23 protein-coding genes and 1 pseudogene are annotated in these 23,000 nt (G+C 43.7%); 15 read left to right on the forward strand and 9 right to left on the reverse strand.

Translation table 11 applies throughout. The annotated features are described in order from the left end of the window. The first annotated feature begins 363 nt into the window (after nucleotides 1-363). Genes V7K48_RS00460 through V7K48_RS00470 form a run of 3 tightly spaced genes read left to right on the forward strand, consistent with a single transcriptional unit; the run spans nucleotide 364 to nucleotide 2,273 of the window. Entirely contained in the window at nucleotides 364-882 is a 519-nt protein-coding gene (locus tag V7K48_RS00460) for an adenine phosphoribosyltransferase (RefSeq protein ID WP_335068563.1), read from the forward strand. A 32-nt stretch (nucleotides 883-914) separates the two neighbouring features. Next, entirely contained in the window at nucleotides 915-1,961 is a 1,047-nt protein-coding gene (locus V7K48_RS00465) for an ABC transporter permease (RefSeq protein WP_335068565.1), read from the forward strand. Nucleotides 1,962-1,991: 30 nt separating this feature from the next. Further along, entirely contained in the window at nucleotides 1,992-2,273 is a 282-nt protein-coding gene (locus V7K48_RS00470) for a hypothetical protein (RefSeq protein ID WP_335068567.1), read from the forward strand. Nucleotides 2,274-2,363: 90 nt separating this feature from the next. On the opposite strand, the gene V7K48_RS00475 is transcribed toward V7K48_RS00470, so the two are convergent. The 3 genes from V7K48_RS00475 to purL all read right to left on the reverse strand — a co-directional run bounded on the left by V7K48_RS00475 (nucleotide 2,364) and on the right by purL (nucleotide 7,282). Further along, a complete protein-coding gene (locus V7K48_RS00475) occupies nucleotides 2,364-2,930 on the reverse strand; it encodes a Uma2 family endonuclease (RefSeq protein WP_335068569.1) in 567 nt (188 codons plus the stop codon). A gap of 112 nt (nucleotides 2,931-3,042) precedes the next feature. Continuing rightward, nucleotides 3,043-4,542, reverse strand: coding sequence for an amidophosphoribosyltransferase (gene purF / locus V7K48_RS00480; protein ID WP_335068571.1), 1,500 nt, complete (start codon nucleotides 4,540-4,542; stop codon nucleotides 3,043-3,045). Nucleotides 4,543-4,891: 349 nt separating this feature from the next. Further along, complete coding sequence (gene purL / locus V7K48_RS00485; RefSeq protein WP_335068573.1) at nucleotides 4,892-7,282, reverse strand: phosphoribosylformylglycinamidine synthase subunit PurL; 2,391 nt, start codon at nucleotides 7,280-7,282, stop codon at nucleotides 4,892-4,894. A gap of 625 nt (nucleotides 7,283-7,907) precedes the next feature. On the opposite strand from purL, the gene V7K48_RS00490 reads away from it, so the two are divergent. Together V7K48_RS00490 and V7K48_RS00495 are read left to right on the forward strand one after the other, a co-directional pair. Continuing rightward, nucleotides 7,908-8,258 carry a hypothetical protein gene (locus V7K48_RS00490; protein ID WP_335068575.1) on the forward strand — a complete coding sequence of 117 codons (351 nt, stop codon included), beginning with the start codon at nucleotides 7,908-7,910 and terminating at the stop codon, nucleotides 8,256-8,258. Further along, a complete protein-coding gene (locus V7K48_RS00495; protein WP_335068577.1) occupies nucleotides 8,143-9,858 on the forward strand; it encodes a hypothetical protein in 1,716 nt (571 codons plus the stop codon). The genes V7K48_RS00490 and V7K48_RS00495 overlap by 116 nt, the downstream gene beginning before the upstream one ends. 656 nt (nucleotides 9,859-10,514) lie before the next feature. On the opposite strand, the gene V7K48_RS00500 is transcribed toward V7K48_RS00495, so the two are convergent. Then, complete coding sequence (locus V7K48_RS00500; RefSeq protein ID WP_335068579.1) at nucleotides 10,515-11,000, reverse strand: allophycocyanin subunit alpha-B; 486 nt, start codon at nucleotides 10,998-11,000, stop codon at nucleotides 10,515-10,517. 303 nt (nucleotides 11,001-11,303) lie between these two features. Between V7K48_RS00500 and rlmD the strand changes: the two genes are divergently transcribed. Both rlmD and V7K48_RS00510 read left to right on the forward strand, forming a co-directional pair. Next, nucleotides 11,304-12,710, forward strand: coding sequence for a 23S rRNA (uracil(1939)-C(5))-methyltransferase RlmD (gene rlmD, locus V7K48_RS00505; protein WP_335068581.1), 1,407 nt, complete (start codon nucleotides 11,304-11,306; stop codon nucleotides 12,708-12,710). A 394-nt stretch (nucleotides 12,711-13,104) separates the two neighbouring features. Then, nucleotides 13,105-13,554 (forward strand): ATP-binding protein, encoded by a 450-nt coding sequence (locus V7K48_RS00510; protein ID WP_334863434.1) that lies wholly within the window; start codon nucleotides 13,105-13,107, stop codon nucleotides 13,552-13,554. A gap of 103 nt (nucleotides 13,555-13,657) precedes the next feature. Here the strand turns inward: V7K48_RS00510 and V7K48_RS00515 are convergent, their stop codons facing one another. Continuing rightward, entirely contained in the window at nucleotides 13,658-13,936 is a 279-nt protein-coding gene (locus V7K48_RS00515; RefSeq protein WP_335068584.1) for a DUF6439 family protein, read from the reverse strand. Between the two features lie 144 nt (nucleotides 13,937-14,080). Between V7K48_RS00515 and V7K48_RS00520 the strand changes: the two genes are divergently transcribed. From V7K48_RS00520 to V7K48_RS00535, 4 genes are all read left to right on the forward strand, one after another. Further along, complete coding sequence (locus tag V7K48_RS00520) at nucleotides 14,081-14,443, forward strand: hypothetical protein (protein ID WP_335068586.1); 363 nt, start codon at nucleotides 14,081-14,083, stop codon at nucleotides 14,441-14,443. A 102-nt stretch (nucleotides 14,444-14,545) separates the two neighbouring features. Then, nucleotides 14,546-15,937: an asparagine--tRNA ligase gene (gene asnS, locus V7K48_RS00525; protein ID WP_335068588.1), complete on the forward strand. Its 1,392-nt coding sequence runs from the start codon at nucleotides 14,546-14,548 to the stop codon at nucleotides 15,935-15,937. A gap of 82 nt (nucleotides 15,938-16,019) precedes the next feature. Beyond that, on the forward strand, nucleotides 16,020-16,250 hold the full coding sequence (locus V7K48_RS00530) for a DUF2281 domain-containing protein (protein ID WP_335068590.1): 231 nt from the start codon (nucleotides 16,020-16,022) through the stop codon (nucleotides 16,248-16,250). A 17-nt stretch (nucleotides 16,251-16,267) separates the two neighbouring features. Next, nucleotides 16,268-16,504: a type II toxin-antitoxin system PemK/MazF family toxin gene (locus V7K48_RS00535; protein WP_442949391.1), complete on the forward strand. Its 237-nt coding sequence runs from the start codon at nucleotides 16,268-16,270 to the stop codon at nucleotides 16,502-16,504. Here the strand turns inward: V7K48_RS00535 and V7K48_RS34810 are convergent. Further along, a pseudogene (locus V7K48_RS34810) lies at nucleotides 16,488-16,604 on the reverse strand (Rpn family recombination-promoting nuclease/putative transposase); the annotation flags it as partial. The gene V7K48_RS00535 and the pseudogene V7K48_RS34810 sit on opposite strands and share 17 nt — an antisense overlap. A gap of 323 nt (nucleotides 16,605-16,927) precedes the next feature. Between V7K48_RS34810 and V7K48_RS00540 the strand changes: the two are divergent. Further along, entirely contained in the window at nucleotides 16,928-17,167 is a 240-nt protein-coding gene (locus tag V7K48_RS00540) for an NIL domain-containing protein (protein ID WP_335068674.1), read from the forward strand. Between the two features lie 64 nt (nucleotides 17,168-17,231). Here the strand turns inward: V7K48_RS00540 and V7K48_RS00545 are convergent, their stop codons facing one another. Continuing rightward, complete coding sequence (locus tag V7K48_RS00545; RefSeq protein ID WP_012407592.1) at nucleotides 17,232-17,909, reverse strand: response regulator transcription factor; 678 nt, start codon at nucleotides 17,907-17,909, stop codon at nucleotides 17,232-17,234. A gap of 329 nt (nucleotides 17,910-18,238) precedes the next feature. Next, the gene (locus V7K48_RS00550; protein WP_335068595.1) at nucleotides 18,239-18,697 is read right to left on the reverse strand and encodes a (2Fe-2S) ferredoxin domain-containing protein; all 459 of its coding nucleotides are present in this window, start codon (nucleotides 18,695-18,697) and stop codon (nucleotides 18,239-18,241) included. Nucleotides 18,698-19,052: 355 nt separating this feature from the next. Here V7K48_RS00550 and groES point away from each other — a divergent pair, with 355 nt between their 5' ends. From groES to V7K48_RS00565, 3 genes are all read left to right on the forward strand, one after another. Further along, complete coding sequence (gene groES / locus V7K48_RS00555; protein ID WP_292766180.1) at nucleotides 19,053-19,364, forward strand: co-chaperone GroES; 312 nt, start codon at nucleotides 19,053-19,055, stop codon at nucleotides 19,362-19,364. 98 nt (nucleotides 19,365-19,462) lie between these two features. Further along, nucleotides 19,463-21,097, forward strand: a complete 1,635-nt coding sequence (gene groL / locus V7K48_RS00560; RefSeq protein WP_335068597.1) for a chaperonin GroEL — start codon at nucleotides 19,463-19,465, stop codon at nucleotides 21,095-21,097. 137 nt (nucleotides 21,098-21,234) lie between these two features. Next, a complete protein-coding gene (locus tag V7K48_RS00565) occupies nucleotides 21,235-22,038 on the forward strand; it encodes a DUF4351 domain-containing protein (protein WP_335068599.1) in 804 nt (267 codons plus the stop codon). 91 nt (nucleotides 22,039-22,129) lie between these two features. Here the strand turns inward: V7K48_RS00565 and V7K48_RS00570 are convergent, their stop codons facing one another. Next, nucleotides 22,130-22,987, reverse strand: a complete 858-nt coding sequence (locus V7K48_RS00570) for a ParA family protein (RefSeq protein ID WP_335068601.1) — start codon at nucleotides 22,985-22,987, stop codon at nucleotides 22,130-22,132. Between the last annotated feature and the right edge of the window lie 13 nt (nucleotides 22,988-23,000).

Here is a 23,000-nt window from a genome sequence, read left to right on the forward strand (position 1 = left end):
AAATTTAAGATCGGTAGCCAAGACTTGAACATTAGACTTGTGGCAGGAGTATGACTACCTGATATATACATTACTTAACTCTTTCTACTCAAAGGTTTCCCTATATTGAAATTAAAGTTTTAAAACATCAGTTAATTCACCTCATTTCTTAATGCAATACCTTTTCTAGCTTGGTTTAGATTCTAATTATCGTCAATAAAGGGCGAAGCTTCAGCCTCGACCCCCAGCGTATGACATTATAGTGTACGATTTTTCAGGTATCTGAAAATTGGGGATTGGGGACTCGGATAGCTATGAATTTAATTTAAATTAATAACTTCTCACTCTTCACCCCTAACTTTCCCTACTCCTATTCCCCATTTTATGGATTTGAAGTCTCTCGTTCGTGACATCCCAGATTTCCCCAAACCCGGAATTTTATTTCGGGATATTACTACGCTACTGCGTGATCCAGAGGGACTACGCTATACTATTGACTTTTTAACACAAAAATGCAATGAAGCTGGGATAAAGCCGGATTATGTCATTGGTATGGAGTCCAGGGGGTTCATTTTTGCTTCACCTCTGGCTTATAAATTAGGGGCTGGTTTTATTCCCGTCCGCAAAAAAGGGAAGTTACCAGCGGCGGTTCACTCAATTGAATATGACCTAGAGTATGGTATCGACTGCCTGGAAGTGCATCAAGATGCTTTACAGCAAAGTAGCCGAGTTTTGATTGTGGACGATTTGATTGCCACAGGTGGAACTGCGAGTGCAACAGCAAAGTTAGTCCAGAAGATTGGCTGCGAACTAGTAGGGTTTGGGTTTATTATCGAGCTACGGGATTTAGAAGGGCGTAAATATTTGCCGGACGTGCCAATTATTTCTCTAATTGAATATTAGTCATTGGTCATTAGACAAAGGACAAAGGACAAATGACATCTACGAGAATTTCCTTGGAGACAGGTCGGGATTGGCTAATCAGGCTAGTCACGAGCGAAACTTTTGTTTATGTGGCAAAGCGGATATTGCAGGCACTACTGACTTTGTTTTTGGCGTCAGCGTTGTCGTTTTTTATTATTCAACTCGCTCCTGGTGATTATGTAGATACACTGCGGCAAAACCCAAAGATATCCCCAGAAAGAATTGAGGAAATCAAGCGGCAGTTTGGTCTGGATAAGTCTTGGCCAGAGCAATTTTGGCTGTGGATATGGCGAATCTTGACAAAAGGGGATTTTGGCACAAGTTTTATTTATCAACGTTCAGTGGCATCGCTATTGTGGGAAAGGGTACCAGCGACTTTACTATTAGCGATCGCATCTTTAATTGTCACATGGGCGATCGCCATCCCTCTAGGGATCTTTGCTGCTGTTAACCAAAATAAGCTAGCAGACCGGGTTTTACAGGTGATTAGTTATGCCGGACAAGGCTTTCCCAGTTTTATCACTGCCTTAGCGCTGCTGGTTTTAGCCCAAATCACCTCGCCCTTATTCCCAGTGGGTAGTATGACTAGCATTAATCACTCAGAACTGACGTGGTTTGGCAGAATCTTAGATATCGGCTGGCACATGATTTTACCCACGATCGCCCTCTCAATTACTAGTTTTGCTGGTTTACAACGGATCACTCGCGGCGAATTATTGGATGTGCTGCGTCAAGATTATATCCAAACGGCTCGCGCTAAAGGACTACCAGAAAACCGCGTCATCTACGTTCATGCACTCCGCAATGCAATAAATCCCTTGATTACCTTGTTGGGTTTTGAATTAGCTGGTTTATTAAACGGTGCCTTCATTGCCGAATTTTTCTTCAACTGGCCCGGTTTAGGGAGGCTGACTTTACAGGCATTACAAGCTCAAGATTTATATTTGTTAATGGCAAGTTTGGTAATGGGCGCAGTGTTGCTGATTGCTGGTAATTTAATCGCCGATTTAATGTTAAAAGCAGCCGATCCACGCATTCGCCTAGAAAATCTTAATTAGTCATCCCCCATTTCCCCCATCCCCATCTCCATGCTGTCCGAAGTCTATTACTTGGTGCGCTCAAAAACTGACGGTAATTATCTCATAGCTCGTCCTGACAGTGAAACATCAGGTTATTTATTGCTGTTTCAGGAAAACTTTGATGCCTTAAGCTATCTCAACACCCATGCGGCAGAAGTGGCAAATCGCTTTGCAGTGGAATCTATTGCGCGTACACAGTTGGGAAACTTGCTCAAACGCTGGGGTTTTAGTGGTGTGGGTATTGTGACTGATCCGTTATTGCCCAAGGTTGAGTTTTTGCAGCACAGTTAAGCTGTACTTTCTATTTGTTAATTAGATATCAGTCATGAATGTTGGGTTTCGTTCCTCAACTAGTGAGGGGAGCGATCGCTTGCTATTGTGTTAAGCAAAGAGGGATGCGATCGCACAAGTAAAATCAGGCAATATGGGTGAATTCAATTGATCACCATTGAACAACGTAGCAACTAACTTTAAACTCGCTTGTTCGCGTCGATATACTTCCACCTGTTGCTTGCGCCAATCCACAATCCAATATTCTCTGACACCTCGTAATGAGTAGAGCTTAAGTTTAAGTTCCCTATCTCGCTTTTCATTTTCAATACCGAAAGACAGCACCTCTATTACCAGTTCTGGCGCACCAGTCAAATGTCCAGCCTCGTCTAAAAGTAGGGGCAATCTCTCATTGCTAGCCCAGACAACATCAGGAATCACATTATCATTATCGCCAAAAATTATACCTGGAGCAGGTACGACCTCTCCCAAAGAAGTAGCTTGTGACCAGGTATCTAATGGAGCAATAATTCTGACACAAGTTTTTTGATGATTCCAGTGAGGCGCTCTGGTCACAAACAATTCTCCGTCAATAATTTCATAGCGGTTCCCGTTATCTGGAAACAACTCTAAATCGGCGGTAGTCCAGCGCACTTTCTCAGATATCGGCTGGTTCATAAACCATGACTATTGAAGGATTTACCAATTTTAACCTGAGATTGACAGCATTTATTTAGCCCGCGCAGGCGGGCTTGGTTTGTGTAGCCGCAGACTTCAGTCTGTGAAGCCCCTACACCACTACCTTTTCTAAACTCAACTTAGAACGCTTCACTTGCTCAGGAATCGCTACGGGATAATCTCCGGTGAAGCAGGCAGAGCAAAAACTATTGGTGTCTTCTCGTGTCGCCTCTAGCATTCCCTTCCAACTGAGATAGGCGAGGCTGTCTACTTCCAGTTGCTTGGCAATTTCTGCTACTGACTTAGTAGCAGCAATCAGCTGATCCTGAGAATCGGTATCGATGCCATAAAAGCAGGGATGAGTTACTGGCGGGGAGGAGATTCGCATATGTACTTCTACTGCACCTGCGTCACGCAAGGTTTTGACTAGTTTACGGCTGGTAGTACCCCGGACAATCGAGTCGTCTACAATGATCACTCGTTTACCTGCCAGCACATCTTTGAGGGGGTTAAGTTTCATCCGGATACCCAACTCACGCATGGTTTGGGTTGGTTGAATAAAAGTTCGCCCAACGTAGCGATTTTTAATTAGTCCTTCGGCGTAAGAGACACCAGACGCTTGGGAAAATCCAATCGCAGCAGGTATACCAGAATCAGGAACACCAAAGACAATATCGGCATCTACAAAAGACTCTGCTGCTAATTGCCGCCCTAACCGCATTCGATAGCTGTACAAGCTCTCGTTATGCATGACGCTATCAGGGCGGGCAAAGTAAATCATCTCAAAAATACACAATTTCCGCTGGGGCTGTTGACTCCAATGATAGGAAGCCAAACCTTCTTCAGTAATCCAAACTAATTCACCTGGTTCTACGTCTCGCAGGTATTCGGCTCCAATAATATCTAAACCACAAGTCTCCGAAGCCAAAACGTAACGGACTGGATTACCAGGCAAAGTCCCAATTACTAGGGGGCGAATGCCATTGGGGTCACGGACACCCATAATCCCACTGGAAGTGCCAATGACTAAACTAAAGGCTCCTTTGCAACGGTGAAATGCCTGAATTGCACCTTCTAGCCAATCTGCACCAGCATTAATCGCTTCTGCGATCGCAAAAGCGATCATTTCTGAGTCTGTTGTGGTGACTAAGTTACATTTATTCTCAAGTAACTCTTGACGTAATTGCACTGTATTGACTAAATTGCCATTATGTGCTAAAGCTAATGACCCTAAACGGGTTTCCAGGACTGCGGGTTGGGCATTAACTTTGCGGCTAGAACCTGTGGTGGAATAACGAGTATGACCAATAGCAAGGCTACCAGGCAATTGATCTAAGATGGATTCATTGAAAACTTGAGACACCAAGCCCATATCTTTGTAAAGATGGACTTGTGTACCCTCAAAGGTGGCAATACCGGCTGATTCTTGACCCCGATGCTGGAGGGCATACAATCCAAAGTAGGTTAGTTTAGCAACGTCTTCTGCTGGTGCGTAGATGCCAAAAACACCACAAGCTTCTTCTGGCTTGTCAGGCTGATTTTCATTACTATTGATTGGGTTGTTGGTCTGATCGGGGCATTCATCCGAAGTGACAGAATGAATAGAAATCATGCTAGCTTTACTCCTGGTGGGGGGGGGTCAATCAATTTTGGATTTGAGATTTACAATTTTGGATTGACCGCACCCTAGTAGAAATGCGGCTTGGGATTTGAGAGTGGCTATTTTTAAATTTGTTTCGCTCACTAGGAGCAAGACATGAACCAGAAGAAACACCCCCAATCCAAAATCTAAAATTCAAAATCTAAAATCGGTAGTCAAGTCACTGGGATTATATAGATGGTAGCGAAGTTCTTAACAAATCTTTAACCATCCATTAAAACAGTACCGTAATTGTGCTCACGGATGTTAATAAAAGAGTTAGGAGTGAGGAGTTATGCTTTTTATTCCTAACTCCTCACTTTCAACTCCTAACTTCTTTAACTGTGGTAGTAGTGTGGATGGCGAGACGTCTGGCGATCGCATGGGAATAGCGATCGTTCATATCTTCGATCCTAACTTTGATTAAGGCTTGGTTATTAGTAGTGAAAACCCTCAAACCCGTCTCAAAATTGCCAACTATACCCAGTTTTTGCCACTCTTGACCCAGATGTTCCTGTAAATAGGATTCCCAAATTCCTTGTTGTTCTGATGCTACAGAAACTAAAATCCTGGCACCGCCTTCGGCAAACAGCACCTCATCAAGGCGAAGTAGTACCTGAGTTGATGCTATTTCTAAATCGATTTCGGCACCAAGGTTGCCAGCAATACAACATTCGGCTAGAGCGATCGCCACCCCCCCCTCAGCACAATCATGGGCTGAACGTACCCAACCATTACGAATTGCTTCACGACAAACTTTCTGGACGCGGCGTTCCAAGTCAAAATCTACCCGTGGCGGTTTTCCGGCAACAGTACTGTGGATAGTGGCTAAATACTCGGATGCTCCCAAACTGATTTTGGATGCCAGAGGCAATCCGAGAAGGTAAATCACATCGCCGGATGCTTGCCAACCTTGACCACAAATTTTGGTTATATCGGGAATCAAGCCTACCATACCCACTACAGGAGTGGGATAAATGGGTTGTGGAATGCCTTGAGAATTAAGAGTTTCGTTGTACAAAGAGACATTTCCGCCTGTGACGGGTGTTGCCAATTCTCGACAACCTTCTGCCAAACCGCGACAAGCTTCTGCCAATTGCCAGTAACCAATCGGTTTTTCTGGAGAGCCAAAATTTAGGTTATCTGTCACCGCCAGAGGTTCTGCACCCACACAGCTAAGATTGCGTGCAGCTTCTGCTACCACCGCCTTAGCTCCCTCATAAGGATCAAGATAAACATAACGAGGATTGCAATCTACCGTTGCTGCCACCCCTAATTTTAGATTTGGGATTTGAGATTTTAGATTGGGGATTTTTTCTAAGGGGCGCAAACGGATAACAGCGGCATCTGCGCCACCTGGCAGGATTACTGTATTATTTTGTACTTGATGGTCATACTGACGATATACCCAGCTTTTAGAAGCGATCGTGGGTGTATCGAGCAAAATTAAGAGAATATCATTCCAACTTTGCAGATGTCCTTGGAGTTCTATTCCAGCAGTTGTGCAAGCAGGTAAGGAATCAGTAGTCCATTCCCAAGCTTGATGTGCATATTCTGGTGGTTCTGTCAACAAGTCGCGGTGATATAGTGGGGTATTTTCCGCCAAAGCCTCAGCGGGAATTTCTGCTGCTACTTCACCTTGAAAGAGAATTCGCACGAGCGGTTCAGCGATGACTGTACCGGCGACAACGGCTTGAAGTCCCCAACGGTGAAAAATGTCGATTAATTCCTGCTCACGCCCCTTGTGGGCAACGAACAACATTCGTTCTTGAGATTCTGAAAGCAGATATTCATAGGGAACCATCCCCGTTTCTCTTACGGGAATCTTATCTAAATCTAGTTCAATTCCCACACCGCCTTTTGCCGCCATCTCTGAAGTAGAACAGGTGATCCCCGCTGCTCCCATATCCTGGGCGGCGACAACTGCACCTGTCTTAAACGCCTCCAGACAAGCTTCAATTAATGACTTTTCTAAAAAGGGGTCGCCCACTTGCACAGCAGGGCGATCATCTATTGACTGATCACTCAATTCTGCACTAGCAAAACTTGCGCCTCCCATACCATCGCGGCCAGTGGTGGAACCAACATAAAGCACGGGGTTGCCTAAGCCAGATGCTCCAGATTTAACGATTTCTGATGTTTCCATCAACCCCAGTGCCATAACGTTCACCAGAGGATTACCAGAGTAAGCAGAGTCAAAGTAAACTTCGCCGCCAACGGTGGGTACTCCCACACAATTACCATAATGGGCAATTCCTGCTACCACACCGCTAAACAGCCGTTGGGTTTTGGCATCTTCTAAAGAACCAAAGCGCAGTGAGTTTAATATGGCAATGGGACGCGCACCCATTGTAAAAATATCTCTGAGAATACCTCCTACTCCTGTTGCGGCTCCCTGGAAGGGTTCGACCGCTGAGGGATGGTTGTGGGATTCAATCTTAAAGGCTAGTTGGAGTCCGTCACCCAAGTCTACAACACCAGCATTTTCACCAGGTCCTACGAGGATGCGGGGTCCCTCAGTAGGAAATTGTTTGAGTAGAGGTCGAGAATTTTTGTAGCAGCAATGCTCTGACCACATTACTCCAAACATTCCCAGTTCAGCTTTGTTGGGATGACGCCCTAACCGACGGACAATTTCTGCGTATTCTTCTGGTTTGAGACCTTCAGTAGCGATTTGTTGGGGGGAAAAGGGAGCAGGAGATGTGGTGGTCATGGAAATAATGCACCAATTGTACAGAGCATTATTCTATCGATTTACTTGCCCTCTAAATGCAGATATAGGATTGTTCATCGCTATATGCTACAGAGTGGCTGAATAAACAAATCTACTTAGGGACTTCCAAAGAATAATTTATCGAACAAGTAGGAATACAGCACCGATCAAATATCTGTTTCACCAAAAGTCTGTGCATGCCCTACCCTGACAATTTGGGTATTTTTTTAATTAGAACTCCCTAAAGATAAATATTGTAATACGTCTAAAGATAGATTGTATTAAATCCTTAAATACTGGTAAGTATACTGGCAATTACAAAGTAATAAAATTTTATTTCCTTATAACGTGCATAGGTGATTTCCATAATCTGGAAATGGCTATCAGTCTGTCAAATGACCCATTGGAAGGCAGAAAAAATCAGAGGATGGGATCGCACCTGATGAATATGGGTTTAATGCCCTGGAATCTAATTAATTCCTTGGAACTTCATTGACTAACTCCTACAACAGCGGACTTAATCATTGAATAGCTCTTGCAGAAAGGATTGTGGGAATCTTTTTGAGAGACTACTCATCCAAATGAGCAAACTGACCGTACTAATCTAATAGCGAGGATTTTGATCATGGCTAGACTTACCGTTCCACCCAATTTCATCGGCACCCCCGGTACTGACATTTTAGTTGGGAAAGAGTTAAATACATTATCGGCAATTGGTATTGATATTTTAACTGGAGGTTTTATTCGTACACGCTCAGGGAATGACACTATTATAGGCAAGGGTAAAGGTTCTGGCGTCTTGGGTGACAACAGCGGCGATGGTGGTACTGGGACAGGCATCATTAATAATGGCAGTCTGAATGCAGGGGACGGAGAAGACACGATTACTGGCATCGGTACTGGCAGCATCGGCGGGAAGTTACGGCATCGTCGGCAGCAACGGCGGCGATGGTGGTACTGGGACAGGCATCGTTAATAATGGCAGTCTAAATGCAGGGGATGGAGAAGACACGATTACTGGCATCGGTACTGGCGGCGACGGTGAGATAGACCAAAATAAGAGCGGTGACGGCGGTACTGGAACAGGCATCAGCAACAGTGACAAGCTGAATGCAGGGGATGGAAATGATACTATTATCGGCATCGGTACTGGCGGCACTGACGGTGGTAGTGGGATAGGAATCGCTAACAGTGGCAATCTGAATTCAGGGGACGGAAAAGATACTATCATCGGCACTGGTACTGGTGGCAACGGCGGCATTATCAACAACAGCGGATATGGTGGGAATGGGACTGGCATCACTAACAGTGGCAGTTTGAATACAGAAGACGGAGAAAACACGATTACTGGCATTGGTACTGGCGGCATCGGTACTGACAGCCAAGCTGGCGGCAACGGCGGGAATGGGACTGGCATCAGCAACAGTGGCAGTTTGAATGCAGGGGACGGAAAAGACACGATCACTGGCACTGGTAGTGGCGGCATCGGCGGTTTTGGCGAAGGTCTCTACAGCGGTAGCGGTGGTACTAGGACTGGCATCAGCAACAGTGGCAAACTGAATACCAAAGATGGGGAAGACACGATCACTGGCACCGGTATTGGTGGCATCAGCGGTGAGGGTGACCTCAGCCGCAACGCTGGGAATGGGACTGGCATCGTTAACAGTGGCAGTCTGAATGCAGGGGATGGAAAAGACGCGATCGCTGGCACCGGTACTGGTGGCATCGGTGGCAAGGGCTACGACTTAAGCGGCAACGGCGGGAATGGGACTGGCATCGTTAACAGTGGCAGTCTGAATGCAGGGGATGGAAAAGACGCGATCGCTGGCACCGGTACTGGTGGCAAGGGCGGGGCTAGCAGCTCTAGCTTTGCTTCCCCTGGTGGCAACGGCGGTACTGGAATCGGCATCAGCAACAGTAACAAACTAGATACCGGAAACGGAGAAGACACCATCTTTGGCATCGGTACTGGTGGGAATGGCGGTATCGGCGACAGCGGTGCTGGGACTGGCATCCAGAACACTAAAGACGGCACCATTACTACAGGGTCGGACAACGACACAATTACTGGTTATGGCAACAGTTCAGGAAAAAACGCCACCACCTATGGCATCTTCAACGACGGAGTCATTGATACCGGCAATGGTTCTGACATCATTATCGGACAGGCTACAACAACAATTGGTGATACTGCCTATGGCATTTATGGAAAAGGAATCATTAGGACTGGCGATAGCAATGACAAAATTATTGCCACCAGCATCCTAGATGGAGTTCAACAGAAAGTCTCTATCGGTGGCGGAATCAAGATTAATCTGGGCACTGGAAATGACTATTTCAAAGGATTCGGCGCTGCAACTGTTGATGGCGGGGACGGTTTTGATACTCTCGATTTGAAAGCTTTTAATCGCTCTCAACTCATCGTATCTGGTGTTATTTCTGGCAATACCCTTAAAAGTGCCAACATCACTTTCAACAACAATGGAAACTCCATTAGCTTGTCTACCACTGGCTTTGAGAAATTTATCTTTGCAGATAGCTCTTTCTGCTACAGCACTTTGGCAAATGGGGCATAGGTTTGTTAATTCCTCTATCTGGTGTTTTAACCCCTGAGTGTCTAACCTACTCCTTGGTGTTGTTTGCTCTTAAGCTAAAAAAGCATCTACCAGCGTATATACTCTTAACTCCAAACTTGCATAGATTTACTGTAACTCAGAGATTATTCGGGTATATGCAGTTTAGCTGTAACAATCAAGTGACGACAATCACACTTATGTATGATTAGGATCGTCTCCCTGCGATGGCTAACTAGGCATAATTAATGACAACTGAACTCTAGCCGAGTCATTAATAGGGAACACACTTAATTGCCGACAGCCTTAATCAAGGACTGTCGGTTTTTTATGTCCGTATATCCTTTATCCTTTGAGAAATGCCTCATGACGCCATTTGCTTCTCCTTGGCTAGCCTCTCACAAATGGGAGAAGCTAGCGCCAAGGCGAACAAGTCGGGCATTGTCCGCTCAACGCAGTGGCTTCCCTATGCCCCATAACTATACCCAATAAAATTTCCCCACAACTGGTTGGTAACTTGACAAAGATTTTGCCACAGCCACTACCAAATGTGGGGAGGGTATGATCAAATTGGGGATTTTATGCCTATTGAGCGCTAACATCTTGCGCTCACTCTAGTAGACCGGAAGTATACTCCTAGAACTAGCACACACTTTGTATTAAGACATCGCTTGAATGATGTAATCAAAGTAAGGTGCTGCTTCGGCTGCGTCTTCCGCACTCAGTAAGCTAAGGGCGGCTGTTTTGAGGGAATTGATCGCTTCTACCATTCCAGGCACGGGAACGCCCAATGAATTGTACATTTCTCGCACACCAATCAAACCAATCTTTTCAATTGGCTCTTTGTCGCCGGCAAGTACACCATAAGTGATTAGACGTAAGTACCAGCCAAAATCACGGATACATAGAGAGCGTTGGCGTTCTCCGTAAGCATTACCTCCGGGGGAGATAAAGTCAGGACGCTTCTGCCAAAGTTGTTTGGTTGCTTCCTGAACTATCTTTTTTTCGTTTTCGGCTAAGGTAGCAGCAATCCGCGTCCGTTGTACGCCGGTTTGCAAAAAGTCTTTGATATTTTTAAGTTCGCCACTGCTGGGATAACGCAGTTCGTCGTCGGCTTTGAGAATAACTTGGCTAATTACAGTCATGATTATTGAAATCACCTGAAATATTATCTGTTAGTTTAGCGAGTCTGAGGTACACAAGTGAAGGGATAGGAGCTACTTATGTATTGAATTTATCTGTTTGGGAAGATCAGGGAGGTGAGGAAGCAGGAGAGCAGGGAGCAGGGAGCAGGGAGGAAAGAGGTAGTTTTTCATTTTCCCGCTTGGAAGAGCAGCACCCTGTCCCTCTGCTTCTTCCCAATGCCTGATGACGCCACTTGCTTTAAGCTGGGGAACCCGTCTAACGCAGTGGCTCCCCCATGTCCAATGTCCAATAACTAATAACTAATGACTAAAATAATTTGGCAACAGGGTGAATTAATTGAAATGACGATCGCTAACCTGGGTGATACAGGCGATGGTGTGGGACGCGCTGATGAGCGTGTTGTGTTTGTCCCAGATACTGTACCAGGCGATCGCGCCATTGTCCGCTTAGTACATGTTAAACCCAAATACGCCCACGGGAAGCTCCAGCAACTATTGTCACCATCCCCCCACCGGATACGACCTAGTTGTATTGTGGCTGACAAGTGCGGTGGTTGCCAGTGGCAGCAGATTAATTATGATTACCAGCTAGCAGCCAAGCAAAATCAAGTTATCCAAGCTTTGGAGCGCATTGGCGGTTTTGTCCAACCACCAGTAGATCCGGTACTTGCTGCTCTTTCTGCATTCGGCTACCGTAACAAATCTACATATCCTCTGGGTACATCGGCAACAGGACAGGTACAAGCTGGTTACTACCAAAAAGGTAGCCACCAATTAATTAATTTAAATCAATGTCCAGTCCAAGACGCGCGATTAAATCCCTTACTTGCCGAAGTTAAGCAGGATATCCAACAGCAGGGTTGGCAAATTTATGACGAACAGCGTCACCAGGGAAAAATTCGCCATCTGAGTTTACGCATTGGCCGACACACAGGAGAAATGTTGCTGACTTTGGTAGTGAAGGACTGGAATTTATCAGGAATTGAAACCCAAGCCCAGGAATGGTTAAAGCGCTATCCCCAGTTAGTGGGAGTGTCGCTCAATCGCAACTCTGATCGCACAAATGCTATCTTTGGCTTAGAAACCCGTTGCATTGCTGGAGTCCCACACCTGCGTGAAAATTTTGCTGGACTGGAATTTCAAGTGCGCCCAGATACATTTTTCCAAGTGTATACAGAAACAGCAGAGGCACTATTGCAGATAATTCAATCAGAACTCAATCTTCAAGGGCATGAGTTGCTAGTTGATGCCTACTGTGGTATTGGGACTTTAACTTTACCCCTCGCGAAAAAAGTACGCCAAGCTACAGGATTAGAAGTACAACCAGCAGCTGTAGGCCAAGCTATTTTGAATGCCCAGCGTAACAGAATTGATAATGTGACATTCCAAGTCGGAGCAGTAGAGAAATTGCTGACAAAAATGGGCACAATACCAGAAGTAGTAATACTTGATCCGCCACGTAAGGGGTGCGATCGCGCTGTGATCGACACTTTGCGGCAATTGAAACCATCTCAGATCGTTTACGTCAGCTGTAAAGTAGCCACCCTTGCCCGCGACCTGAAATTGATTTGTCAAGATGGGCAATATACTATCACACGAGTACAACCTGCTGATTTTTTTCCTCAAACTGCTCATGTTGAAGCTGCCGCCTTTCTTGTGCTATCACATTTTGACAAGGGAACTAAATCTTTTAAAAAAACTGAAATTTGAGATTTGTAGTCTACTGCATACCAAAGATGCTAAAATTGAATTAAGCTAAAAATAGATAGAAAATCATTTTGGTTTAAATAAATTCAAGCTGCATAGGCTCTTAAAAATATGAATTGGATTGTGTAAATTAAAAATCGGCAATTAACTAGAGTATGCCAATACTCTCTTAAATTACCAGCAGCTTTTTAAGTTGCTAGCTTGATTATCAAACTTATCCCAGCCGTTATATATCTAAACAATCCCAACTCATAGATACAGCCAATGCTCCCTAGCATTTTCAAAATTTAGTTTTAAAGACGCAAGTTTGAAGGCAGCATGACCACCTCAAGTTTTATCAGGGTGCCTGTAATAGCAAACTGATGTCTAGCTAACTGAAAGCTATGGGGTTTCTCTTGTGATTACAATTTCACTCCGTCCAGTTGGACGTTATTGGGGCACTATTAGTTTTGCCTCAACCCTCTATCTTTGTCCAATATTAGATTTACTGTTGGCAGAAATCCCAGCAAAGTTACAAGCAGAATTGCGGCTAGGACTTCAAGAAGCCCTAGTAAACGCCGCTAAACATGGCAATAATCTTGATCCAAGTAAGACAGTTGTAGTTCGTTTTTCCTTAATAGATAATCAATATTGGTGGATAATATCAGACCAGGGTAGTGGCTTTACTCCTTCATCTACTAGTGATGAAGAGCCAACAGACTATCTCCCACCAGATGAATCAGAAAGTGGCCGTGGTTTATGTCTTCTCCATCAAATTTTTGATCAGGTGGAGTGGAACCGCAAAGGCACAGAATTGAGGCTTTGTAAACAAATGGAAAATCGCCGAGGACTATCTCTGCGACGGTAGCTTATTTAAAAGTTAGGAGTTAGGAGTTAGGAGTAGAGACGCGATTAATCGCGTCTCTACAGGAGTTAGGAGTTTAAAACTTTTAACTCATCACTCTTAACTCCTAACTTTTTCCATGAGTTGGACAGGGAGGCGCAGAAATAGAGCGATCTAACCAACCAACTGCTTGTTCTAATCTAGCTTGAGCTTCTTGTGGTTGATTCTTTAAAAGATACACAATAGCTGCTGCCACTTGTTCATTAGCGCGGGAATTGCGGTTAGACTTGAGGCGATGCCAATCGTTAGGGGAAATGCTCAGTCTTTCCATCAAGGCTTGAGCTAGTTCCAGTGTAGTCAGTTCATTCAGTTGGCTGGTTTGAGACAGCTGGGTAGATTGGGACATAATTATGAGTGCTGTTAGCGATAGCGGGCGTTTAGCCTGTGCTGTTAGTGGATAGCTATGGTTTAGCCCGTGCTGAGTCAAAACTCATAGTTTTAATTTTGACTACTGGCAGACTTGCATTTAATCTTAGTTTACTACTTGTACATGAAGCCGTCTAAACAATCACAGCCGTCAGGGGAAAATCCACAACCAGATTTTGAACAAGAATTGGAGGAAGTAGAGCGATCGTTCCTGTCTTTAAAAGAGCGTTATGATCAAGTGCAACGTGATCACCAACAACAGGCACAATGGCAACAGCGCCGCGATCAACTGAAGCACAATAAATCTCAGACACCACAAATCAAAGCAGAGTTACGGCAAATTCAACAGCAGTTGGAAATGCTAGAACTAAACTTAGAAAGCCAGTTATTTTCTTGGCGTAGCCTAAAGAAACCTTTCTGGCAAGTCGTCCGCTTTGGTGGAATGGGCGTTATTATAGGCTGGATATTAAAGTCTTATGCTGGGTAATCCCAATTTTGGATTTTAGATTTTGGATTTTGGATTGGGTTAAATCGTTAACATTCTTTAATAGCCGTACTCCTGACGTTGACGAAATATAAGTTACATAATATGGTAAATCGACGGATTGCAGAAATATTGCGAAGTGGTCAACCTGATGAGTCCCTCCAAGTTCAAGGCTGGGTACGGACAAAGCGCGAGTCCAAAGGGTTTGCTTTTATTGAAGTCAATGACGGCTCATCACTAACTAATTTGCAAGTCGTCATTAATCAGGATTTGCCAGATTATGAAGCTATATTGAAAAAATTGAATACAGGTGCTGCTGTTGAGGTGACAGGGGTACTAGTGGCTTCTCTTGGTAAAGGACAGAGGATTGAGTTGAAAGCCGAGACAGTGAAAGTCTACGGTGAAGCTGATCCCGATACATATCCCCTGCAAAAGAAACGCCATTCCTTTGAGTTTCTGCGAACCATTGGACATTTGCGATCGCGTACCAATTCTTTTGGTGCTGTTTTCCGCGTCAGAAATGCTTGTTCGACAGCAATTCACCAATTTTTTCACGAAAGAGGCTTTCTGTGGGTACATACCCCGATCATCACTGCTAGCGACTGTGAAGGCGCGGGTGAACTTTTTAGTGTTACCAGTTTAGATTTAAAGAATATTCCTCGTACACAAAACCAAGCAGTAGATTACAGCCAAGACTTTTTTGCTAAACCGACATATTTAACAGTTAGCGGCCAGTTGGAAGCAGAAGTTATGGCGATGGCGTTTTCTAACGTCTACACCTTTGGGCCTACCTTCCGTGCAGAAAATTCCAACACCTCCCGCCACCTAGCAGAATTTTGGATGGTTGAGCCAGAAATGGCTTTTTGTGACCTAGAAGGCGATATGGATTTAGCTGAGGCGTTTCTCAAACACATTTTTAAATATGTGTTGGAAACTTGCCCAGAAGACATGGAATTTTTCAATGAACGCATTGATAAGTCTGTGTTGGCGACAGCCGAAAATATTATTAATAATCAATTTGAGCGCTTAACTTACACAGAAGCGATCGCACTTTTAGAAAAAGCTGATGTTAAGTTTGAATATCCTGTGAGTTGGGGTTTAGACTTACAATCAGAACACGAACGTTACTTGGCTGAACAATTATTTAAAAAGCCTGCGATCGTTACAGATTATCCAGCGCAAATCAAAGCTTTTTATATGCGCTTGAATGACGATGAAAAAACTGTCCGCGCAATGGATATTCTTGCACCCAAAATTGGCGAGATTGTTGGCGGTTCCCAGCGTGAAGAACGTTTGGAAGTTCTAGAACGCCGCGTGTTAGCACAAGGATTAAACCCAGAAGAATTGTGGTGGTATCTTGATTTGCGTCGTTATGGTACTGTTCCCCATGCTGGTTTTGGACTAGGTTTTGAACGACTCGTGCAATTTATGACGGGGATGGGAAATATTCGTGATGTGATTCCCTTTCCCCGTACACCGCAAAGTGCTGAGTTTTAATTTAGATTTACACCTGGCAATTGGAAATAGCCAGGTCTTTGACTATTGTGGATAAAGAGAAATCCAACTGAACATATTTATCATGAGTCTACAAGACCAAACCATTGGTAAAATCCGGCAAATACCAGAATCTTTAGTTCAGGAAGTGAGTGATTTTATAGACTTCCTATTAATTAAGCATCGCAGTAATAACTGGGAATTATGGCTTCAATTTAATGAGTCGGTGGAAATAGTGGAATCAGATTTTTCTGACTATTTATCTAATTTGGAAGATTATGAAGAACGCTTGGTGCGTGGGAAAATTCAGTGGTAGATATCACACGGGGAGATGTGCTTTTGTGTGATCTCAATCCCGTTGTTGGTACAAAACAAGCAGGAATTAGACCTGTTGTAGTGGTGCAAATTGATCGGGCAAATGCTGTTAGTCCTCATACCATTATTGCACCATTAACCTCAAAAATTAGACGGGCTATTTTAGCCTCTGATGTGTTTGTACCTGCTGGTATCGGTGGTTTAAACCAAGATTCTGTAGTGCTTTATGAGCAACTTAAAGTTGTTGATAAATGACTGATTCGCGCATAATCTCACTCCTTAATATCTTGCTAATTACATTTTTATTTAGCACCAGTCCTGCTTAAATTCCACTGACAGCAGCTATATTTCTTTGTAGCTGGCGAGGTTACAACAATTGTTGTAACCCTACAGATTGGCTATATTAAATCTGCTCGAAAACCACTATAAAATGACAATCAACCTCATAACTGCCGAATTATGAGCAATTCTTTACATTTACTACATCTAAATTAATGGTTTGCAAAGGCAAATACTTTCTTGCTTGCCTGCGTGGGATAAGTGACGCTAATGTTAAAAGAAATCGTGCAAAGCAAAACCTTTATCCAAGAAGTCGAGTAGGAAGCTACAATGGTAATTCCAAATAAATAGGTAAAATTTAATATTGATATTTTAGATAGTAGACGCACCCAAACTCGTATCCAAGTTCGCATTACTAAAGACTTGCATGAGGAACCAGTCATTTCACGACTGCTTCCTCACTATGGGGTAACAGTCATTATTGCTGATACTCAGGTAAGCGCAAACGTGCCACAATATAGCTGCTTCGATCTGGAACTGCGAGGTACTGTTTCTCAGATTGAAAGTGCCCTAACTTACCTGGATGAACTGGATTTACAAGTTTTGCACGAATCCAGCCCTGAAGAAGATGGGTGGTAATCAATTTTCGATTTCGGACTTTGGATTTTAGATTAATAATCCAAAATCCAAAATCTAAAATCGGCTATGCCATTTGATTTTCAATCGCCCACCGCGCTAGTTCAGTGCGGTTGTGGAGATTAGTTTTGCCCAACATATTGGACACATGGCTTTCAACCGTGCGCTGACTAACATTTAGTTCTTCAGCAATTTCCCGGTTAGCTAAACCCCTAGCGACAAACTGGACTACTTTCAGTTCGGTTGGGGTTAATTGCACATCGAAGGGAACCTGGATACGGGAACCGTTTTCGCCTCCTTTTGCTTGGTGTTCTTTCCAACGGATAGTTTGTTTCAGCGAGGATTCAACTTGGGCTACAAGTTCTTCTGGTTCAAAGGGCTTGACCATATAAACATCAGCACCTTTATTCAGACCCTTAACTCGGTCTGCACTTTGTCCCTTAGCTGAAAGGAAAAGAACCGGAATCCAGCTGGTGCGTTCGTTTTGCCGGACTTGTTCCACAAAAGTATATCCGTCCATTTCCGGCATCATCACGTCGCAGATGATCATGTCTGGAACATCTTGCTCTAAAATTTCCAGAGCTTCACGTCCATTTTCGGCGGTGATGACTTCATATCCCCGGAATTCTAAGTAATCCTTCACCAGCAAGATGAGGTTAGGGTCATCATCAATCAATAGAAGTCGTTTGTGATCTTTCATGCTGGGCTCTTTCATAGCAGTGGCACTTGTCGCGCTTCGGTCCATCAAGGTCTTGAATATTTATCCTCTATGGTGGGTTATTTCGAGATGTTGTCCTTTTTCCTACTTAACTTGCCTTTGCTGTCTCGAAATCTCAAAAATGCCGAGCACTTTCAAGAGACTAGTAGCTCGATAGCAAAAGTCCAGCAAGGATACGTATAGCAGTAGTATCTATAATGCGCTATTATATATCGCATTGAAAGTGGCGGGCGAAAAAACACTGATTAAATAATAATCTTTCTGACTCCCAAGTAAGTATTGGCTTAAAGATGACCCTACCTCAAAACCAACCCGCACTTTCTTAAAGCTTACTGCTATACCATATCCTTCGGTTGTTAAGCCTCTATGAGGTGTTCACAAGAAACTAGGGAAGTTTCTGGCAAAGGATGGCTTAAAAATGCATATTCTTCTACCACCTTATTGCCTATTAAGTGTTCTTGGATGATCCGCTCAATAACTTTTGGGTTTGCTTGGCGATACCAGACCCCATCAGGGTAAACCACCATTATGGGTCTAGAACAACAAACGCGCAAGCAGTTGGCTTTAGTTCTAAAGACGCAAATGGGATGACTCTGTGGCGGCTGATCAAGTTTTAACTCTTTAAGTCGCTTTTTTAAGTATTCCCAGGATTCCAGACTAGCTCGTTTTGAGCAGCAGTTAGCAATTGTCTGGTCAGCGCAAATAAAAATGTGTCGCTGAATTTTTGCAAGTCCTAAAGTTTCTACACAATTACTCAGGGCTTTATGTTCTGGAGATTTAGTAGTTTTAGGGATTTGATGGCTGGACTGGATCACTGTATTGTTACTTATCGAGTGGCTCCCTGATTACAGTTCTATAACAATTTCTAAGCTTTGCAAATAAAGTTGACTGAGAAAGGGACTGGGGAATGGGGACTGGGGACTGGGGAATGGGGAAGAATTCTTATAACTCCTAACTCCCAACTCCCTTTGACCATATAAAAAATATTCGTAACTTACAGAACAGAACTTTAAAAGTAGAAATACTCAACCATTTATACTTAAGCATACCTAAGTACACGATGATCTTCTAGTTCGGGAACCCGTACTCAAGGAATTCTTGCCATTGGACGCCACTTTTCGGTAGATTAGCACTCAGGAGTTGAGAGTGCTAAACTCTGGAGAAAATAATATGGCAGCTTTATCTTTAAGCGTTTCTACAGTTAAACCTTTGAGCGATCGCGTTTTCGTAAAAGTGAGCGCCTCTGAGGAAAAGACCGCAGGTGGTCTGTATTTGCCCGACACCGCCAAGGAAAAGCCCCAGGTAGGGGAAGTAGTCGCCCTTGGCCCTGGCAAGCGTAACGATGACGGTAGCCGTCAGGAATTGGAAATTAAAGTCGGCGATAAGGTGCTGTACTCTAAGTACGCTGGCACTGACATCAAACTCGGCACCGAAGAATATGTACTGCTTTCTGAAAAAGACATTTTAGCAGTCGTTATCTAGTGGGGTATAGGGAATGGGGCATAGAAATCATTAGCAATGCCCGATGCCCGATCCCCAATTCAAGAAAAAATTGACTTATTCCCGGAATTTAGACACCTATGGCAAAGCGCATTATCTACAACGAAAACGCCCGTCGCGCCCTAGAACGAGGCATTGACATCCTGGCTGAGGCTGTAGCTGTTACCCTTGGCCCCAAAGGTCGTAACGTAGTTCTAGAAAAGAAATTTGGCGCACCGCAAATTGTCAATGACGGTGTAACGATCGCCAAAGAAATTGAATTAGAAGACCACATTGAAAACACTGGCGTAGCTTTGATTCGTCAAGCTGCTTCTAAAACCAACGATGCTGCGGGCGATGGCACCACAACTGCCACCGTTTTAGCTCATGCGATCGTCAAAGAAGGCTTGCGGAACGTTGCAGCTGGTGCTAACGCGATTTCGCTCAAGCGTGGTATAGACAAAGCTACTGCCTTCCTCGTAGAAAAAATTGCTGAACACGCCCGTCCAGTGGAAGATTCCAAAGCCATTGCCCAAGTTGGTGCGATCTCGGCTGGTAATGACGAAGAAGTCGGTCAGATGATTGCTCAAGCAATGGACAAAGTGGGCAAGGAAGGTGTAATTTCCCTAGAAGAAGGGAAATCTATGTTCACCGAGTTGGAAATTACTGAAGGGATGCGCTTTGACAAAGGCTACATCTCTCCCTATTTCGCCACCGACGCTGAACGGATGGAAGCGGTTTTTGATGAGCCTTTCCTACTGCTGACCGATAAGAAAATCGCCCTAGTACAAGACCTCGTACCAGTCTTAGAGCAAGTTGCTCGTGCTGGTCGTCCTTTGGTGATTATTGCCGAAGATATCGAAAAAGAAGCTTTGGCAACCTTAGTGGTAAACCGTTTACGCGGTGTACTCAACGTTGCTGCTGTTAAGGCTCCTGGCTTTGGCGATCGCCGCAAAGCACTGCTAGAAGACATCGCTGTTTTGACTGGTGGTCAACTAGTTACTGAAGATGCTGGTCTGAAACTAGACAACACCAAGCTGGATAGCCTGGGTAAAGCTCGCCGCGTCACCATCACCAAGGACAGCACCACAATTGTTGCCGAAGGTAACGAAGCTGCTGTTAAGGCTCGTGTCGAGCAGATTCGTCGTCAAATCGACGAAACCGAATCTTCCTACGACAAAGAGAAACTGCAAGAGCGTCTTGCTAAACTCTCTGGTGGTGTCGCTGTGGTGAAAGTGGGTGCAGCCACCGAAACCGAAATGAAAGACAAGAAACTGCGCCTAGAAGACGCTATCAACGCTACTAAAGCTGCTGTGGAAGAAGGTATCGTTCCTGGCGGTGGTACAACTCTGGCTCACCTCGCTCCTGATTTGGAAACTTGGGCGAAGGAAAATCTTAAGGATGAAGAGTTGATTGGTGCGTTAATTGTCGTTCGTGCCTTACCCGCACCTCTGAAGCGGATTGCTGAAAACGCCGGTCAGAATGGTGCTGTAATCGCTGAACGCGTGAAAGAGAAAGAATTTAGTGTTGGCTACAACGCTGCAACAAACGAATTCGTCGATTTGTTAGCTGCTGGTATTGTTGACCCTGCTAAAGTGACTCGTTCTGCTCTGCAAAACGCTGCTTCTATCGCTGGTATGGTGTTGACAACCGAATGTATCATAGTTGACAAGCCTGAGCCTAAGGATGGCGCTCCGGCTGGCGCTGGCGCTGGTGGCGGAGACTTCGATTACTAATACTTTGTAGTTACATAATTTGTGAAAACAGCTGCTTCCCTTTTGGAGGCGGCTGTTTTTTTATGTTACGCAGAAGAGCCAGTGCGTTGCGCGGGTTCCCCTGTAGCAGCTGGCATCGCGTAGAGAGGAAAAAGAGGGTGAGTTACGACAACGCTTGTAAATATTTAGCTGAAAAGTACCCTGCTGATTTTGTGCGTTGGTTGCTTGGGGTAGAGGTGCAACAAATTGAAGTCTTAAAAACGGAACTCACCCTTGAACCAATTCGTGCGGATTCTGTGACATTTTTGCAAGCAGCTAACCAAATTTTGCACATTGAATTTCAAACTTTGGCGAAATCTAATCCGGCGCTTAATCTCCGAATGCTCGATTATTCTGTGAGGTTGAAGCGTCAATACCGTTGTCCTGTAGTGCAAGTGCTAATCTTTTTGCAGGAAACTACTAACGAAATGGCTTTTACTGAAGAATATCGGGACAATACGACGATTCACCAATATCAGGTTGTTCGTCTTTGGGAGCAAGATTCAACAATATTTTTAGTTAATCCGGCGCTGTTACCTTTAGCAAGTTTGACGCGAACTGACTCGCCGCAAACTTTACTGGCACAAGTGGCTGAACAAGTCGCTACAATTCCAGATAGGGAGGAGCGACAAAATATTGCGGGTTGTGTAGAAATTTTAGCAGGTTTACGGTTTGACAAAGATTTGGTTCGTCAATTTTTACGGGAGGATATTATGAAAGAGTCTGTAATTTATCAAGATATCGTTCAAAAGGAAGCGTTTAAATTGATTAGTCGTCAGCTTAGACGGCGCTTTAGTGATATTGATGCATCATTAGTTGAGCAGGTTCAGAGTTTATCTGCTGAACAGTTAGAGGAGTTGGGAGAAGAACTGCTTGATTTTTCTAAAATTGCTGATTTGGTAGCTTGGTTAGAGCAGCAATAAAGGAACTAATAAAAATGATTTATTTTTAAAGCTGCATCTTCTATAACTTCTACGATCGCTCTTAATAAGTTTGCAATTTATGATCCTTCCATTATCTACCTACTCGTTGAATAAATTCTTTAGTTAATTTCACCATAGAATCATGAGAATCATCATATTTTTGTTTATATGTCAAATAATTACTCAATTCTAAACCTTCTGCAATTTTTGCTCTTTCTAAAATTTTGCTTTCAAAAACTGGTGGATAGAACGGATTCACACTAATAGAGTTTAAATGTTCAGTTTGAGCTTTAGTTCCGTTGTAACGCGAAATCAAAGTTCCTACTGTTTTTAATTTATGTATATAATATTTATTAAACTTTTCAATCTGTTCAAGTAACAAATCTAATCCATGAATTGACATTCTGTTTAGTACACAGGGTATTATTAAACCATCACTAGCTAAGAAGGCACTTTTAATTACTGTGTTGATATTTGGGGCACAGTCTATTAAAATATAGTCATAATTATTTAATAAAGGTTTGAGTATTGTACGAATAAGCTCAACAGGTTTTAAGTTACAAGAATAATAGCCCGATGGCAATTCCCCTTGAATTTCAAATAACCTTGGGCTACTAGGTATTAGATGTAATTGGGCAAAGGAATTTCTATTTCTAACATTTGAAATGTTTTGTTTAACTATAAAATTTTCGCTTTTAATATTTTCTAAAAAATATTCAGGATCTTTAAATAAATAAGGTAATGTCAATCTTTTACTTTCAAATTGTCTTTCCCAAACATCTTCAGACATTAAAGCACTAGTCAAATTAGTTTGAGGATCAAGGTCAATAACTAGCACTCGCTTACCACACATGGTATCGCCTGCTAAATATTCCGCTAATGCCATAACGATGGTAGTTTTGCCAACTCCACCCTTGAGGTTGCAAATGCTTATCACTTTAGCTGTCATAATTTCTGGTAGA

Origin of the sequence: Nostoc sp., assembly GCF_036919615.1 — a bacterium.
Classification (GTDB): Bacteria; Cyanobacteriota; Cyanobacteriia; order Cyanobacteriales; family Nostocaceae; genus Nostoc.

What these genes read in the sequence shown, in the direction of transcription:
- V7K48_RS00460 (WP_335068563.1), top strand. Translation starts at nt 364, where the DNA reads ATGGATTTGAAGTCTCTCGTTCGTGACATCCCAGATTTCCCCAAACCC.
- V7K48_RS00465 (WP_335068565.1), top strand. Translation starts at nt 915, where the DNA reads ATGACATCTACGAGAATTTCCTTGGAGACAGGTCGGGATTGGCTAATC.
- V7K48_RS00470 (WP_335068567.1), top strand. Translation starts at nt 1,992, where the DNA reads ATGCTGTCCGAAGTCTATTACTTGGTGCGCTCAAAAACTGACGGTAAT.
- V7K48_RS00475 (WP_335068569.1), bottom strand. Translation starts at nt 2,930, where the DNA reads ATGAACCAGCCGATATCTGAGAAAGTGCGCTGGACTACCGCCGATTTA.
- purF (WP_335068571.1), bottom strand. Translation starts at nt 4,542, where the DNA reads ATGATTTCTATTCATTCTGTCACTTCGGATGAATGCCCCGATCAGACC.
- purL (WP_335068573.1), bottom strand. Translation starts at nt 7,282, where the DNA reads ATGACCACCACATCTCCTGCTCCCTTTTCCCCCCAACAAATCGCTACT.
- V7K48_RS00490 (WP_335068575.1), top strand. Translation starts at nt 7,908, where the DNA reads ATGGCTAGACTTACCGTTCCACCCAATTTCATCGGCACCCCCGGTACT.
- V7K48_RS00495 (WP_335068577.1), top strand. Translation starts at nt 8,143, where the DNA reads ATGCAGGGGACGGAGAAGACACGATTACTGGCATCGGTACTGGCAGCA.
- V7K48_RS00500 (WP_335068579.1), bottom strand. Translation starts at nt 11,000, where the DNA reads ATGACTGTAATTAGCCAAGTTATTCTCAAAGCCGACGACGAACTGCGT.
- rlmD (WP_335068581.1), top strand. Translation starts at nt 11,304, where the DNA reads ATGACTAAAATAATTTGGCAACAGGGTGAATTAATTGAAATGACGATC.
- V7K48_RS00515 (WP_335068584.1), bottom strand. Translation starts at nt 13,936, where the DNA reads ATGTCCCAATCTACCCAGCTGTCTCAAACCAGCCAACTGAATGAACTG.
- V7K48_RS00520 (WP_335068586.1), top strand. Translation starts at nt 14,081, where the DNA reads ATGAAGCCGTCTAAACAATCACAGCCGTCAGGGGAAAATCCACAACCA.
- asnS (WP_335068588.1), top strand. Translation starts at nt 14,546, where the DNA reads ATGGTAAATCGACGGATTGCAGAAATATTGCGAAGTGGTCAACCTGAT.
- V7K48_RS00530 (WP_335068590.1), top strand. Translation starts at nt 16,020, where the DNA reads ATGAGTCTACAAGACCAAACCATTGGTAAAATCCGGCAAATACCAGAA.
- V7K48_RS00545 (WP_012407592.1), bottom strand. Translation starts at nt 17,909, where the DNA reads ATGGACCGAAGCGCGACAAGTGCCACTGCTATGAAAGAGCCCAGCATG.
- groES (WP_292766180.1), top strand. Translation starts at nt 19,053, where the DNA reads ATGGCAGCTTTATCTTTAAGCGTTTCTACAGTTAAACCTTTGAGCGAT.
- groL (WP_335068597.1), top strand. Translation starts at nt 19,463, where the DNA reads ATGGCAAAGCGCATTATCTACAACGAAAACGCCCGTCGCGCCCTAGAA.
- V7K48_RS00570 (WP_335068601.1), bottom strand. Translation starts at nt 22,987, where the DNA reads ATGACAGCTAAAGTGATAAGCATTTGCAACCTCAAGGGTGGAGTTGGC.